This is a genomic window from Roseovarius conchicola, from assembly GCF_041403425.1.
GTDB classification, from domain to species: Bacteria; Pseudomonadota; Alphaproteobacteria; order Rhodobacterales; family Rhodobacteraceae; genus Roseovarius; species Roseovarius conchicola.
In genome coordinates this window covers 95,973-109,495 of the sequence record NZ_JBGEHK010000006.1, presented here as the reverse complement: position 1 = coordinate 109,495, position 13,523 = coordinate 95,973, and the positions used below count along the sequence as shown (strand labels likewise).

Annotated in this window: 12 protein-coding genes and 1 pseudogene; 5 read left to right on the top strand and 8 right to left on the bottom strand. The window is 58.8% G+C overall.

All coding sequences use genetic code 11. From position 1 onward, the window contains the following. Nucleotides 1–2 precede the first annotated feature (2 nt). Genes tspO through V6N02_RS16845 form a run of 3 tightly spaced genes read right to left on the bottom strand, consistent with a single transcriptional unit; the run spans nt 3 to nt 3,057 of the window. Nucleotides 3–461 (bottom strand): tryptophan-rich sensory protein TspO, encoded by a 459-nt coding sequence (gene tspO, locus V6N02_RS16855; RefSeq protein ID WP_371227376.1) that lies wholly within the window; start codon nt 459–461, stop codon nt 3–5. Then, nucleotides 458–1,507 (bottom strand): 15-cis-phytoene synthase, encoded by a 1,050-nt coding sequence (gene crtB / locus V6N02_RS16850; RefSeq protein WP_371227374.1) that lies wholly within the window; start codon nt 1,505–1,507, stop codon nt 458–460. Before crtB ends, tspO begins: the two co-directional genes overlap by 4 nt. Beyond that, on the bottom strand, nt 1,504–3,057 hold the full coding sequence (locus V6N02_RS16845) for a phytoene desaturase (protein WP_371227372.1): 1,554 nt from the start codon (nt 3,055–3,057) through the stop codon (nt 1,504–1,506). Before V6N02_RS16845 ends, crtB begins: the two co-directional genes overlap by 4 nt. A gap of 109 nt (nt 3,058–3,166) precedes the next feature. Between V6N02_RS16845 and crtA the strand changes: the two genes are divergently transcribed. The 4 genes from crtA to bchO are packed head-to-tail and all read left to right on the top strand — an operon-like array spanning nt 3,167 to nt 7,409. Beyond that, complete coding sequence (gene crtA / locus V6N02_RS16840) at nt 3,167–3,874, top strand: spheroidene monooxygenase (RefSeq protein ID WP_371227370.1); 708 nt, start codon at nt 3,167–3,169, stop codon at nt 3,872–3,874. Then, a complete protein-coding gene (bchI, locus tag V6N02_RS16835; RefSeq protein ID WP_371227368.1) occupies nt 3,871–4,875 on the top strand; it encodes a magnesium chelatase ATPase subunit I in 1,005 nt (334 codons plus the stop codon). Before crtA ends, bchI begins: the two co-directional genes overlap by 4 nt. After that, the gene (locus V6N02_RS16830) at nt 4,872–6,548 is read left to right on the top strand and encodes a magnesium chelatase subunit D (protein ID WP_371227366.1); all 1,677 of its coding nucleotides are present in this window, start codon (nt 4,872–4,874) and stop codon (nt 6,546–6,548) included. Before bchI ends, V6N02_RS16830 begins: the two co-directional genes overlap by 4 nt. 3 nt (nt 6,549–6,551) lie before the next feature. Then, entirely contained in the window at nt 6,552–7,409 is an 858-nt protein-coding gene (gene bchO / locus V6N02_RS16825; protein WP_371227364.1) for an alpha/beta fold hydrolase BchO, read from the top strand. 567 nt (nt 7,410–7,976) lie between these two features. Here the strand turns inward: bchO and betC are convergent. The 5 genes and pseudogenes from betC to proX all read right to left on the bottom strand — a co-directional run bounded on the left by betC (nt 7,977) and on the right by proX (nt 12,446). Continuing rightward, nucleotides 7,977–9,503: pseudogene (gene betC / locus V6N02_RS16820) on the bottom strand (choline-sulfatase). Beyond that, a complete protein-coding gene (locus V6N02_RS16815) occupies nt 9,475–10,392 on the bottom strand; it encodes an ABC transporter permease (RefSeq protein ID WP_371227362.1) in 918 nt (305 codons plus the stop codon). Before V6N02_RS16815 ends, betC begins: the two are co-directional and overlap by 29 nt. An 11-nt stretch (nt 10,393–10,403) precedes the next feature. Next, complete coding sequence (locus V6N02_RS16810; protein WP_371227360.1) at nt 10,404–10,913, bottom strand: ATP-binding cassette domain-containing protein; 510 nt, start codon at nt 10,911–10,913, stop codon at nt 10,404–10,406. Next, nucleotides 10,856–11,422, bottom strand: a complete 567-nt coding sequence (locus tag V6N02_RS16805; RefSeq protein WP_371227358.1) for an ATP-binding cassette domain-containing protein — start codon at nt 11,420–11,422, stop codon at nt 10,856–10,858. The genes V6N02_RS16810 and V6N02_RS16805 overlap by 58 nt, the downstream gene beginning before the upstream one ends. 64 nt (nt 11,423–11,486) lie before the next feature. After that, complete coding sequence (proX, locus tag V6N02_RS16800) at nt 11,487–12,446, bottom strand: glycine betaine/L-proline ABC transporter substrate-binding protein ProX (protein WP_371227356.1); 960 nt, start codon at nt 12,444–12,446, stop codon at nt 11,487–11,489. A 152-nt stretch (nt 12,447–12,598) separates the two neighbouring features. On the opposite strand from proX, the gene V6N02_RS16795 reads away from it, so the two are divergent. Next, complete coding sequence (locus V6N02_RS16795; protein WP_371227354.1) at nt 12,599–13,465, top strand: LysR substrate-binding domain-containing protein; 867 nt, start codon at nt 12,599–12,601, stop codon at nt 13,463–13,465. Nucleotides 13,466–13,523 lie beyond the last annotated feature (58 nt).

The following is a 13,523-nucleotide window of genomic DNA, read 5'->3' as shown; positions in this document are numbered from 1 at the left end:
GGTCAGACATGGCCCTTGTTGAGGCGCATGACCGAGAAATTCAGCGCCCCGGCCACCGATACCCAAGCCAGATACGGCACGAACAAAAGCCCTGCAATCCAGTCCACCTGCCACAAAGCCACCATCGCAGCGGCGACGGCAATCCACAAGCAGCACAGCACCAGCAAGCCCGCCTTGATCTTGCGAAGGCCAAAGAAGACCGGGGTCCACAAGGCATTCAGCGCGATCTGCAGTGACCATAGGGCCATCGCCAATCCGTTGTCCGGGGCGGCCGCCACGCGTGCGCCCGCAATTGCCATAAAGATGTAAAGCGTGGTCCAGGCCAGCGGGAACAGGACATTAGGGGGCGTCCAGGACGGCTTCTTGAGTTCGTCATACCAGGCCCCCGGAGAAAACATCGCACCCGTCGTGCCAGCCGCAAGACACGCAGTGAGGAATATTGAGAAATAAAGCCAGTTCAAATTGGTTTTCCAATCCCATGCTGGCGATGCACGCTGGCCTTGCCCTGGGCGATGTCGTTGGCTTTCAGCCCTGCAAGAGTTCCATACAACGTATCGCTCCAACCGCGCTCGGCCAATGCCGGATCGGCAGCGGCATCCACCAGGAATTTGGTTTCCGGCAGGGCGCGCGCATGAATAACGGGCGAGCGTGGCATCGCCATCGTCCCAGCCGCACGCGCGACTGACAAGGCCAGCCAACCCAGTTTCTGGGTCGTGTTGGTTCTGGCCCGATAGTCTATCGAATTACAGTTCAACCGCTGAAGCTCCCCGCCGATCCCGGCATAAATGTAACGTGCCGCAAATATTCCAGACCTGCTGCTTGCTGGCAATGCACTTATGCCGGCATCAGCGCGTTGATAAAGAGCCTTCGCGTCGCACAATAGGCGCGCAACACAGTTTTGAACCGCATCAGACATGCGCGGTGCAGCCAGGAAGGCCTCGGGGTCTAATCCGGCCTCGCGCATCCAGTCTGTCGGAATATAAAGCCGCCCCTCGCGGGCATCTTCGCCCACATCGCGCGCGATGTTGGTCAGTTGCATCGCGACACCCAGATCGCAGGCCCGGGCCAGCGCATCGCGATCGCGCACCCGCATCAGCACGCACATCATCGCCCCGACTGTCGAGGCCACACGCGCGGAATAGGCCCGCAAATCCGAAATCGTGCTGTATCTCTTTTCCATTGCGTCCCAAGCCAACCCCTCCAGCAATGCTTCGGGCAAGGCGCTAGGCATCTGGAACTCCTCGATGATCGCGGCAAAGGCGCGGTCTGCCGGGGCATTGCGAGGCCGTCCGGCATAAGCCAGATCAAGCCGCTCGTGCAGGCGCAGCACTGCCTCGGCCTTGGCCGGCTGCAGATCAACGGCATCATCGGCCAGTCGGCAAAAAGCGTAAAGCGCCAGGGCCGGATCGCGTATTTGGCGCGGCAACAGTTTTGATGCAGCATAGAATGATCGTGATCCATGCCGGATCGCCTCGACACAATGCGCCATGTCCTTAGGGTCAATCATTGCACCGTCACCTTCTGTGCATCCGGGACCAGCTTGGCCAGCACTTCGGCACTGGCCACCACGCTGGGCAGGCCTGCGCCCGGATGGGTCCCTGCCCCGACCACATAGAGACCATTGACTTCTTCGCTGATGTTATGGGGGCGGAACCACGCGCTTTGCAGGATGCGCGGCTCCAGCGAAAAGCCGGCGCCATAGGGGCTGAGATATCTGTCGCGGAACGTTTCGGGTGTGAATATCATCGACGCACTCACATGATCGCCCAAGCCCGGTAACAGCTGATCTTCCAGAACGTCCTGAACCTTTCGGCGATAGGTCTCGGCCATCTCGCCCCAGTTCACCTGCGTGTCGTGCCCCAGATGTGGCACAGGGCTGAGCGCATAGAAAGCGTCATCCCCTCCGGGTGCGGCACTGGGATCGGTCACCGTCGGGCGATGCACGTAAAGGCTCATGTCATCCGCCAGCGTACCCTTGGAAAAAATGTCGCGCAGCAATCCCTTGTAGCGGGGGCCGTTCAGGATGGTGTGATGGCCGACATCCTGCCATTTTTCGCGCGTGCCCCGGGTGCCGAAATACCAGACGAACAGGCTCATAGACCAGCGCGACCGTTTCAAGCGGGCCTGGGTCCATCTGCGCCGTTTGTACTTACGAAGCAAGTGATCATAGGTGTGGCCCGGATCCGCGTTCGAGACGACGATATCAGCTGTTACCATCTCGCCACTCTTTAGACGCACCCCGTTGGCCTGTTGGCCCTGCACGCAGATTTCATCGACTTCGGCATCCTGACGCACCATGCCGCCCTGATCCTCGATGACACCGCGCATCGCACAGGCAATGGCATCGACTCCACCAATGGCATAATGGACACCAAAGGCCTTTTCCAGATGATTGACTAGAATATAGACCGAGGTCACCTTGGTCGGATTGCCCCCGATAAACAGGGGATGCAGCGACAGCGCCATGCGCAACCGTTCATCGCGCACCCGCGCAGCCGCATGGGCATAGACCGACCGATCCGCGCGCAGCGCCGCAAAACCGGGCAAGGCCTTGACCAGCTCCCACAGCTTGTTCATCGGCCGCCGCCCCAGCCCCTCAAAGCCAAAATGATAGCGTTTCTCGCTGTCGCGCAGGAACCGCTCGTACCCCTCCACGTCCCCCGGGGACAGGCGGGCCACCTCGGCGCGCATCTCGTCATCGCCCTTGAACACCTTGAAGGCGCTGCCATCCGGCCAGCGGATCTCGTAATAGGGATCCAGCGGGGCCAGCGTGACATCGGCATCAAAATCCCGCCCACAGGCCTGCCACAGTTCGCGAAATACATAGGGCACCGTTACAATGGTCGGCCCCAGATCAAACCGGTACCCGTCCTGCCAAATGCTTGAGCCACGCCCGCCGGGGCTGTTCAGACGGTCCAGCACGGTCACCCGATATCCCTTGGTCCCCAGCCGCATGGCCGAGGCAAGACCGCCGATACCCGCCCCGATCACCACGGCATGAGGACGGTCATCTGTCGCCAGGCGGTCGGGGAGAAAAGATTCGGGGCGTGTCAACATATCCAAAGCTTACATGTGTCTAGTTTAGTTGACAATCATTCCCTGTAACGCTTTCTTATGGGTTGACGGCATGCCATCAAAAGGCACCCGAACCAAAAGGAGCGCTGTCATGCAAACTGTCTCGCTCAGTTTCTATCAGTTTAAACCCGGACTTAGCCGAGTTTGGGCTTTTGCAATGATGGGATTGGCGCGTCCTCAAATGCGGCGCGTGGACAGGATCGGGTTCTGGAAACTCTGCGGATCGGGCACAGGTGAGGGGTTTACACCGGTGCCAAACCTAGGCGTCTATTCCATTCTGGCAGTCTGGCCGGACGAGGAAACCGCCCGCCGCCAAACCCGCGAGGCAACCATCTTTCGCAAATACCTCTCAAAAGCCAGCGAATGCTGGACGGTGTTTCTCACGCCGGTGTCGGCGCGCGGCCAATGGTCGGGCGAATCCCCGTTCGAGGCACAGGAACCCGTCACCGGCGGCCCAATTGCGGCCCTGACCCGTGCAACCCTTAGACCCGTCACAGCCCTCAAGTTCTGGCGCAAGGTGCCCGATATCAGCGCGATGGTCGGCAAGAACCAGAATATCCTCTTCAAGATTGGCATCGGCGAGGTGCCTCTGATCCACCAGATCACCTTTTCGATCTGGCCCGACACGACGTCGATGGCACAGTTCGCCCGTGTCGATGGCCCCCACGCCTGCGCCATCCGCGCCGTCCGCGAGGGCAATTGGTTCAGGGAGGAACTCTATGCGCGCTTCCAAATTGTCGGAGAATGCGGCACATGGAATGGGATTAGCCCGCTAAGCAAACAGGTAGTGACTGCATGACGGTAGACTTCCCATTTTCGGCCATTGTCGGGCAGGGCCAGATGAAACTGGCCCTGATCCTGACCGCGATTGATCCCAGCCTTGGGGGTGTTCTGGTGTTTGGTGATCGCGGCACGGGCAAATCCACGGCAGTGCGCGCGCTGGCCGCCCTCTTGCCTCCGATCCGTGCCGTTGCGGGCTGTCCTGTGAATTCTGAAACACTGGCTGACAGCCCGGACTGGGCCGGGATCAAAACGGAAAAGATCGTCAGGAAACCCACGCCGGTGGTCGATCTGCCCCTCGGTGTCACCGAAGACCGCGTCACAGGCGCGCTGGATATTGAACGTGCGCTGACCCGTGGGGAAAAAGCATTTGAATCCGGCCTGCTGGCCAGCGCCAACCGTGGCTACCTTTATATTGACGAGGTGAACCTGCTTGAGGACCATATCGTCGATCTGCTGCTGGATGTGGCCCAATCCGGCATCAACGCGGTCGAACGCGAAGGCCTGTCGATCCGCCATGCGGCCCGGTTCGTCCTGATCGGTTCGGGCAACCCTGAAGAGGGCGAATTGCGCCCCCAGCTGCTGGATCGGTTCGGCCTGTCGGTCGAGGTTGCCTCGCCTACGGATATCGACGAGCGTATCGAGGTGATCCGCCGCCGGGATGCCTTTGAGAACGACACCAAGAAATTTCTTACCCGCTGGCGGCGCAAGGATGGCAAAATCCGCAAGGATATCCTTGCCGCGCGCGATCTGTTGCGGCAGGTGACGACCCCCGAGGACGTGTTGCGCGATTGTGCCGCGCTCAGCCTTGGTCTTGGGGCGGATGGTCTGCGGGGCGAGTTGACGTTGCTGCGCTCGGCTCGCGCGCTGGCCGCCTATGAAGGGGCCGCCACCACTGATCGGTCCCATCTGCGCAAGGTTGCGACCATGGCGCTCAGCCACCGTATGCGGCGCGATCCGCTGGACGAAGCCGGCTCGGCGACACGGGTCGAGCGCATCGTGAAAGATATTCTGGGATGAGTGGGCCCGCCTCTGTCGTCGCGCGCACCGCGCGGGCATTGGCGGCGCTGGCGATTGATCCGGCCGGGTTGAAAGGCATGTCGGTCCGGGCGCGCACGGGCCCTGTGCGTGCGGCGTTTGAAACCCTGTTACCGCGTTTGCCCAACCTTGTGCGCCGCATCCCCCCAACCGTGTCAGACACACAGCTTTTTGGCGGCCTCAACATCGCCGCCACCCTGGCCGAGGGCCACCCTGTCGCCGATCCGGGGCTGGATCAGACCGCTGCCCTGTTTGTCATTCCGATGGCCGAACGCATCCAACCGGGCGTGTCGGCGCGTCTGGGCGGCATTCTCGACAGGTCGCTGGGCCATGCTGTGATCCTGCTGGATGAAGGCGTGGAAGAGGATGAAACCATCCCCGGCGCATTGCGGGACCGGCTGGCCTTTCGCACCGATCTCAACGCATTGTCTTATCGCGAGGCGCAATTCCTTCTGCCCGCCCCGGCCGATATCAAACAGGCGCAAACCCGTCTGGAGGCGCTGCGCATCCCCCCCGACGATCTGGGCACGCTGACGCTGCTCGCGGCGCGCTTTGGCATCGACAATCTGCGGGTACCGACATTGGCGGCCCATGCGGCCCGCGCGCTGGCCGCTCTTGATCGCAGCGACAGCATCACCGAGGCGCATATCAGTGAGGCGGCCGAACTGGTCCTGCCGCATCACACTAAGATCATGCCCGAGCCCCAAGAGGATGCCCCCGAGCAAGATCAGAGTGCTGCCGAACCCGAGGTGACAGAGGCGGATGGCGAAACCTCAACCGGGTTGCCGGAAGAGTTGCTGGTCGACGCCGTGGCGGCCCTGTTGCCGCCCGATCTGCTGACGCTTACCGCGCGGGACAAATCGCCAAGGGGCCGGTCGGCTGGCAGCGGTGCGGGCGGGCGCCGACTGGGCAATCGGCGGGGTCGCCCCCTGCCCTCGCGCCCCGGCAAACCGGATGGGCGCAACCGGATTGATCCCGTCGCAACCCTGCGCACCGCGGTGCCCTGGCAACGGCTTAGGCGGGTGCAAAGCGACGACAAACGCACCGTCATTATCTATCCCTCTGATTTGCGCATCCGGCGTTACGAAGAAAAATCGGACCGGCTGTTGATCTTCACGGTCGATGCCTCTGGTTCGGCTGCGATTGCGCGGCTGTCCGAGGCGAAAGGCGCGGTCGAATTGCTGTTGGCGCAGGCCTATGCCAAGCGTGATCAGGTGGCTTTGATCGCATTCCGGGGCACCGGGGCTGAACTGTTGCTGCCCCCGACACGGTCTTTGGTTCAGGGCAAACGCCGGTTGGCCGGCCTGCCCGGCGGGGGCGGCACACCCCTGGCGTCAGGATTGCAGGCAGCGTTCTCACTAACGGATCTGGCGCAAAGTCGCGGCTTGACCCCGATGTTGGCCGTGCTAACCGATGGGCGCGCCAATGTGGGCCTTGATGGTGCGCCAGGCCGGGCAGCGGCACAAAGCGATGCCGCGACGCTGGCCAGACATATTCGAGGCGCGGGCGTCAAAAGCGTGTTGATCGATACCGCGATGCGTCCCGGCGCGCAGGCGGCGGCGCTGGCCGAGGATCTGGGCGCGCGCTACCTTGCCCTGCCCCGCGCCGATGCCCAGGGAATTAGTGCAGCAGTGGATCAGGGTCTGGACGGTTAGCGAATGAACTGGACACGCGATCTTCCCAGCTGGCCCTTGGCGCATCTGTCCCGTCAGATCGATCACCGCCCGCATCGCTGGCATGTGCAGGAGGCAGGCATGGGCGACACGATCCTCTTGCTGCATGGCGCCGGGGCCAGCACCCATAGCTGGCGCGATATCATCCCGATTCTGGCCGAGCAGTATCACGTCGTTGCGCTGGACTTGCCCGGTCATGGATTTACCCGGATCGGCAGCAAAAACCGCTGTGGCCTGACCGCCGTGACCCAGGATATCGCAGCCCTGTGCGCCAGCCAGAACTGGGCCCCGCGCGCCATTGTCGGCCATTCGGCTGGCGCCGCCATTGCGCTCAACCTGTCCACCACCCTGTCAGCGCCCCCGGTTGTGATCGGGATCAACGCCGCCCTGGGCCGGTTCGAAGGCGTGGCGGGGTGGCTGTTCCCGCTTCTGGCCAAACTTCTGGCGCTGAACCCGCTGACCTCGCATCTCTTCGCGGCAGGGCGCAACAGCGCGGCGCGGGCGCGGCGTTTGATTTCCGGGACCGGGTCGCACCTGTCGGAGGATGGCATCAGCTATTACGCGCGGCTGATATCAGACCGGGATCATGTGGAAGGTGCCCTGCAGATGATGGCGCAATGGGATATTGATAGCCTGCTGGATCGGCTTAGTGATATTCCCACCAGATGCCTCTTTGTGGTTGGTGAAAACGATCAGGCGGTCAAACCCGTCATCGCCGAACAGGCATGTGCCGCCATGACCAATGCCCGGATCGCCCGGATGACCGCCCTCGGCCACCTTGCCCATGAAGAAGATCCGCCACAAATCGCCCAGACCTTGCTTGATTGGATCTCGGCGGCGTAGTGCCCGCACGACACAACAGCACCAGACGTTGAGATCGATGTATTAAGGGAATCTCGGAATACTCCTGTGGTGCCATGTTCGCGTAAAGAAAACGAGCTGATGGGCGCGCATCGTGACGCCTTGATCCACAGTGCCAAGGAGACGTTGCGCACCAAGATGGAAGAAATCAGCATCGTTGTGCGCAATCAACACCACAAAAAAGCGGCATGAGTTGTGTTCATCCATCAAATGGATCGATTTGATGGGTAGTGTGTCCCAAGCCTTTCCAGCAGGCGGACTCCTCCAATTTCGGAAAGTGGTTTACGGTCAGCGCCAAGAGGCCAGCCCGGCCTTTTACTCTGACAAAGCAAATGAAGACGTCACACTGCAGATGATCCTTCCTTTGATAGAAGGCTTTTTTAGAGAGCAGCAGGTTCTCTACTCAAGCGCGTCCAAAACTCTTCCCTCGCGCTGCCGAGCCAGTCGTCTGACGCCCGTTTTGGGAAACCTGCACTGCAGCGGGGTTGATCGCGATGGGTCGCAGCTTTGGGCCGCTGATGCAGGTTATCAGGCAACGGCGCGCAATTCTCAGAGGTAATCAAAGGCCCATTCGTTGTAGCCCTGCTCCCCGCGGTACCAGAGCACTTTGTCTGCATCGGTTTCGCCGTGGTTCCAGCGTTGCTTCACGCCTTTTACCATCGCATCGCGCACCAATGCGCGTCGTTTCTGGCTGAGGCGGATTTCCCGAGACAACGCTTCCTCATTCCATTTTCCTGCAAGTTCGTCCTGGAATTGTGAGACCAGCTTCGCGTGTTTCTGATCGTAGGCCAGATTCGTAAGCTCATCGGGGTCCGCCGCAAGATCAAACATAAGAATGCCGTCCTGCGAAGAGGTGATGAACTTGTAGTTCCCTCGCCGGATCATAAAAATTGGCACCTTGGTCGCTTCAGCCAGATATTCAGCATAGACGGCCCGATCAGGGACAGAATTTCCGCCATCTATCAGCGTGTTCAAGTCTATACCTTCCAGCGGTTCTACATCCGCCGTCACGCCTGCGATCCCATTGAAGGTCGGCACAAGGTCAACCAGCGAGGTCAATTCTCTCACGCGTTGTGGATCAATCCCAGGACCTGACATGATGAGAGGGACACGCAAAGATTTTTCGAAGAAATGTTTCTTGAACCACATGCCACGTTCACCCAGCATTTCCCCGTGGTCTGACGTGAAGACGATCACGGTATTCTTAGCTGCCTCGGTGGCTCCCAGTGCCGCGATGACTTTGGCGACCAAACTGTAGATGTAGCTAATCGATCCGTAGTAGGCGCGAATGGCGCGCAAGACATCTTCGTCTTTGAATCGAATACCCAGCATGCCGAAATCCTTAAGTAAACGGACAGAATGCGGATCATGCTCGTTTTCGGACATAGCACCGACACGCGGCATAGGGATGTCTTTACCTTCATAAAGATCCCAGAACTCCTTCCTGCAAAGGTAGGGCTCATGCGGATGGGTATATGAAACCTGTAAAAAGAAAGGTCGCTCATCGTCACTTCTTGCCATGTCATAGATGTGTTGAACGGCCTTGAACGTCACCTCTTCGTCATAGTCGATCTGAACAGAGCGTTCGCAGATGCCGGCAATGCGCACCGCGCGCGGATCGTTGGTGTCACGTTTGCCTTCATTTTCCCAGTTCGGAACTCAGGCGAAATCACCGGGGTAAAGGTCAGCCGTCAGGCGCTTTTCAAAGCCGTGAAACTGATCGGGGCCAATGAAATGCATCTTGCCCGACAGTGCCGTCTGATACCCCGCGGCGCGCAAGTAATGCGCATAGGTGGGGATTTCTGCCGAGAATTCTGCCGCGTTGTCATACGCCCCTACATTCGAACACAGTTGTCCCGTCGCCATGGAGAACCGTGACGGTGCGCAAAGCGGGAAATTGCAATAGGCGTTTTCGAATACAACACCGTTCTCCGCTAAAGCATCTAAGTTTGGCGCGTGGCAGATTTTGTCACCATAAGATCGCAGGGCAAAAGCCGTCAGTTGGTCGACCTGAATGAACAGGATATTGGGTCGTTCGCTCACCGGCTCACCCTTTCCCAAGCAGGCTGCGGACATAGCCCACGGGGCCGGTCTTGTACCATTTCTTGTGACCGCGATCGCGCGAGGAGATGCCAAAGCTTTGCGAGGTGCGATCAATCACGATGGCGAGGAAGACGATGCCAAGGCCGCCCACGGTTGCCAGCCCCATATCGAGACGGCCAATGCCGCGCAACACCATCTGGCCAAGGCCAGTGACCGAGATCATCGACGAGACCACAACCATGCTGAGCGCCATCATGATAGTCTGGTTCACCCCGGCCATGATGGTCGGCATGGCGAGTGGCAATTCGACCTTGTAAAGCGTTTGCCGGTTCGAGGCGCCAAAGGCGCGTGCGGCCTCGACCATATCTTCGCGCACCTGCCGAATGCCCAGATTGGTCAGCCGCACCACCGGCGGCAAGGCATAGATGAAGGTCACAATCACCCCCGAAACGTTGCCAATCGAAAACAGCATCACGATGGGCACCAGGTAGACGAAGGACGGGATCGTCTGCATCAGGTCCAACAACGGCTGCAATACCGCCCAGAACCGATCATTCTTGGCCGAATAAACACCCAGCGGAATACCGATCAGCGAACAGAACACCACGCAGGTCGGTACAATCGACAGCGTGGTCATGCTTTCTTCCCAGGCACCCATCAATCCTATGGCCAACATGCAAGCTGCGGCAATTGCCCCAAGCCGACGCCCGCCCGCCTGCCAAGCGACCAGCACGATCAAAGCCAGGATAAGCAAGTCAGGCGCCTGTGTCAGGCTGTCTTCAAGGCCTGTCAGAACAATGTCGAACGGCACCTTGATGGCCTGGAAGATGAACCTGAAATTCGTCACCACCCATTGCAGAAGAGTTTCGACCCAGGCCCCGACAGGGACCCATTCCGTATCGAAAATATTCCAGATATCCATTGGCTTGCCCCTTATCCGCGCAACGCGGTCAGCGCGTCTTTGATGGTGATTTGCCCCACGGCGGCCTGATCCGGGCTGATCACCGTGACGGGCGATTGATCCTCCATGAAGAGGTCGATGATTTCGCCGAGTTCGGCATCGGGACGCACTGTCTTAAGTGTGATGTCCTGACCGTTTTGTGGTTTCATAATGGTTTCAGCCTTAACCAAAGCCACGCGACTAATGCCTTTCACGAATTCGGCGACGTAATCGTCCTTGGGGTTTGTCACGATCTCTTCAGGCGTTCCGATCTGTACGATTTCACCGTCATTCATAATCGCGATGTGATCGCCCATGCGGATCGCCTCATCCAGGTCGTGGGTGATGAACAGCGTGGTCTTGTGCATGTTCGCCGACAGGCTCAGGAATTGATCCTGCAGCTGGCGGCGAATGAGAGGGTCCAGGGCCGAGAACGGCTCGTCCATCAGCAGGATTTCAGGATCGGCGGCCAAGGCCCGCGCCAGCCCAACGCGTTGCTGCATTCCGCCAGAAAGCTGGTCCGGATAGTGGTCAATCCAGCCCCCAGATCCATAGCGTCAAGCGCCCTTACGGATGCATCAAGGCGTTCCTTCGGATCGATGCCGCGCACCTCAAGGCCAAAGCCGACATTCTCGCCCAACGTGCGGTGCGGCCACAGGGCCATGTGCTGAAATACCATCCCGATGGTTTCGGCGCGCAATTGGCGCAGCTGTTCTTCGCCCATGGTATCGACACGATGCCCGGCCACATGGATCTGTCCTGAAGTCGGCTCGATCAAACGATTCACATGGCGCACCAATGTCGACTTACCCGAACCGGACAAGCCCATGATGCAAAAGATTTCACCCTTTTTGACGCTGAAGCTGGCGTTGCGCACGCCCAGAACGCAGTCAAACCGATCACGGACCTCCTCCTTGGACAGCCCTTCGGCCAGAACGGCCCTCATGGCTTCTTCGGACCTCTTGCCATAAATTTTCCAGAGATCCCGGCATTCGATCTGCGCATCGCTCATCACGCATTCCTTTTCGAGAAAAAAGAGGCGCAGACTCGCGTGCGCCTCTCAGGTTCAGGGAGGATCAGTTGGCAGCCGCTGCCGCCTCGACAACCCAGGCGTCAAATTGCGCCTGATTATCAGCCACCCAATCGGCTGCGTGACGTTTAAAGTCGTCCAGCGTGTTTTCGCCATCGCGCAGTTTGACCTGCGCTGCATTCACCGCACTGATGGGAATATCCACGAGTTCAAAGAACCTGGCCGCCGCCGGGTTATCTTCGAGGAAGTCATTATTTGCGACAATGTAGACATCGTTGACTGCAAAGCCTGCCTCCATGTCACCGTCTGCCTGCACGCCGATCTGTAAGACATCGGTTCCCGGGACCAGAACATCGCTGATCCAGTTTGGGGTCCAGGTGTAGTAAAGGATCGCGCCACCTTCGTTATAACGGGTAATCGTGTCGGCCATGATGGCAAAGTAACTGCCCTGATCGTGCTGTACGGTGTCGCGCAGATTGAGCGCGTCAAGGTGATCCTCAATCGCTATCTCGCACCCCCATCCCGGATTGCAGCCCGAGAGATTTGCGCGCCCATCACCATCCGCATCAAACAGCGCCGCGACGGCAGGATCGCTCAGTTGCTGAATGCTGGTGATACCATTGGCCTCGGCGGTTTTCTTGTCGATATAAAACCCCTGGCCGGCCCCCGTTATGGCCGCGTTCACGCGGGTCATGACAGCCTCGCCCCCGGACTTGTCAAAAAAATCGTTGTGCAGCGGTTTCCAGTGATTGAACGTGTAATCCGCATCACCCGACCCCACAGCAAGGTGAACAGCCGGGAAATCCGCCTCAAGCGTTTCCTCCACGTCGTAACCCAGCGCCTCTAGCCCCTGCTGCACCACCATATGCTGGAACCAGGCATTCGCAGGAGATCCTTTGATCGGCGATACCTTGACTCCGTCTCCGGGCAAATCGGCGGCGTGCGCTGGTACGGAGACAGCGATAGCAATCGCGGCGCTCCAGGCGAATTTCGAAATCTGGCTCATAGTGTCCTCCCAACAAGTCAGGCCAGCCATGATGCCAGCCTTTTTAAATTTGAGTAATTCTCCTAAAGCGCCGCTGATCTGTGAAGTTCCAAAATTCGAACCAATATGTTAACTATTCTGTTATGGTAAATCTTCGCAAAACACTTACAAAATTGCCGTATCTGGTGACTTTTGAGGCGGCAAGCCGAAATTCAAACTTTACACGGGCAGCGGAAGAGCTCGGCGTAACGCGCGTATCCGTCAGCCGCCAGATTGCCGATTTGGAACGCGAAATAGGCGCACAGCTCTTCTATCGTGACCACCGCAAGGTGACCCTTACGCAGGCAGGCCGCGCGCTCGAAGCAGATGTGTCGCCAGCGCTTCACCAGATTGCCGGCGCGTTGCGGCGTGTTTCCGAAACGGCCGGCGACGCCCGTCTTACCGTTACGACAACATCAGCCTTTGCTACCTACTGGTTGATGCCAAGACTTGTTGATTTCAGCAACCTTCATCCCGAGATAGAACTGAATCTTGTTGTTTCGGATCGAATGCTCGATCTCAGGGCAGAAGGTGTTGATATCGCCATCCGATATTCAAAAAGCCCGCCAAATGAGAGAAACGTCACAAAGCTTCTGCAAGAGAGAATTTTTCCTGTTGTCAGCCCCAAGTATTCCGCAAACACAAAACTCGACTCTCCGCAGGACTTGTTGAAGGAAAATCTTCTTCATCTTTCGGGCATCTACCGACCCGGCGCGCGCTGGCCCAACTGGTTCAGAGCGAACGGCATATCACCTCCAAAAGAATCCAGCGGCGGCGTCCTGAACACCTATATCAACATGTTGCAGGCGGCGATCGAAGGGCAAGGTATAGCTCTGGCTGGTAATCCGCTTGTCGATCCCTATCTGGCTGACGGATCGTTGTATAAACTCGACGGGTTCCTCGAATTGGAACGAGACCACTTCTATCTTATCAATGCGACGGTCGGTCGCGACGATGCTGTTTGCTTTTGTGATTGGTTGCTCAAGCAATCGCAGAAATGAGTTCAGTATGATCAGCTGCCCGCGCGTTTTGATCCAAACTGCACAGGAGAGCTACGAC

What these genes read in the sequence shown, in the direction of transcription:
- crtB (WP_371227374.1), bottom strand. Translation starts at nt 1,507, where the DNA reads ATGATTGACCCTAAGGACATGGCGCATTGTGTCGAGGCGATCCGGCAT.
- V6N02_RS16845 (WP_371227372.1), bottom strand. Translation starts at nt 3,057, where the DNA reads ATGTTGACACGCCCCGAATCTTTTCTCCCCGACCGCCTGGCGACAGAT.
- crtA (WP_371227370.1), top strand. Translation starts at nt 3,167, where the DNA reads ATGCAAACTGTCTCGCTCAGTTTCTATCAGTTTAAACCCGGACTTAGC.
- bchI (WP_371227368.1), top strand. Translation starts at nt 3,871, where the DNA reads ATGACGGTAGACTTCCCATTTTCGGCCATTGTCGGGCAGGGCCAGATG.
- V6N02_RS16830 (WP_371227366.1), top strand. Translation starts at nt 4,872, where the DNA reads ATGAGTGGGCCCGCCTCTGTCGTCGCGCGCACCGCGCGGGCATTGGCG.
- bchO (WP_371227364.1), top strand. Translation starts at nt 6,552, where the DNA reads ATGAACTGGACACGCGATCTTCCCAGCTGGCCCTTGGCGCATCTGTCC.
- V6N02_RS16815 (WP_371227362.1), bottom strand. Translation starts at nt 10,392, where the DNA reads ATGGATATCTGGAATATTTTCGATACGGAATGGGTCCCTGTCGGGGCC.
- V6N02_RS16810 (WP_371227360.1), bottom strand. Translation starts at nt 10,913, where the DNA reads ATGCAGCAACGCGTTGGGCTGGCGCGGGCCTTGGCCGCCGATCCTGAA.
- V6N02_RS16805 (WP_371227358.1), bottom strand. Translation starts at nt 11,422, where the DNA reads ATGAGCGATGCGCAGATCGAATGCCGGGATCTCTGGAAAATTTATGGC.
- proX (WP_371227356.1), bottom strand. Translation starts at nt 12,446, where the DNA reads ATGAGCCAGATTTCGAAATTCGCCTGGAGCGCCGCGATTGCTATCGCT.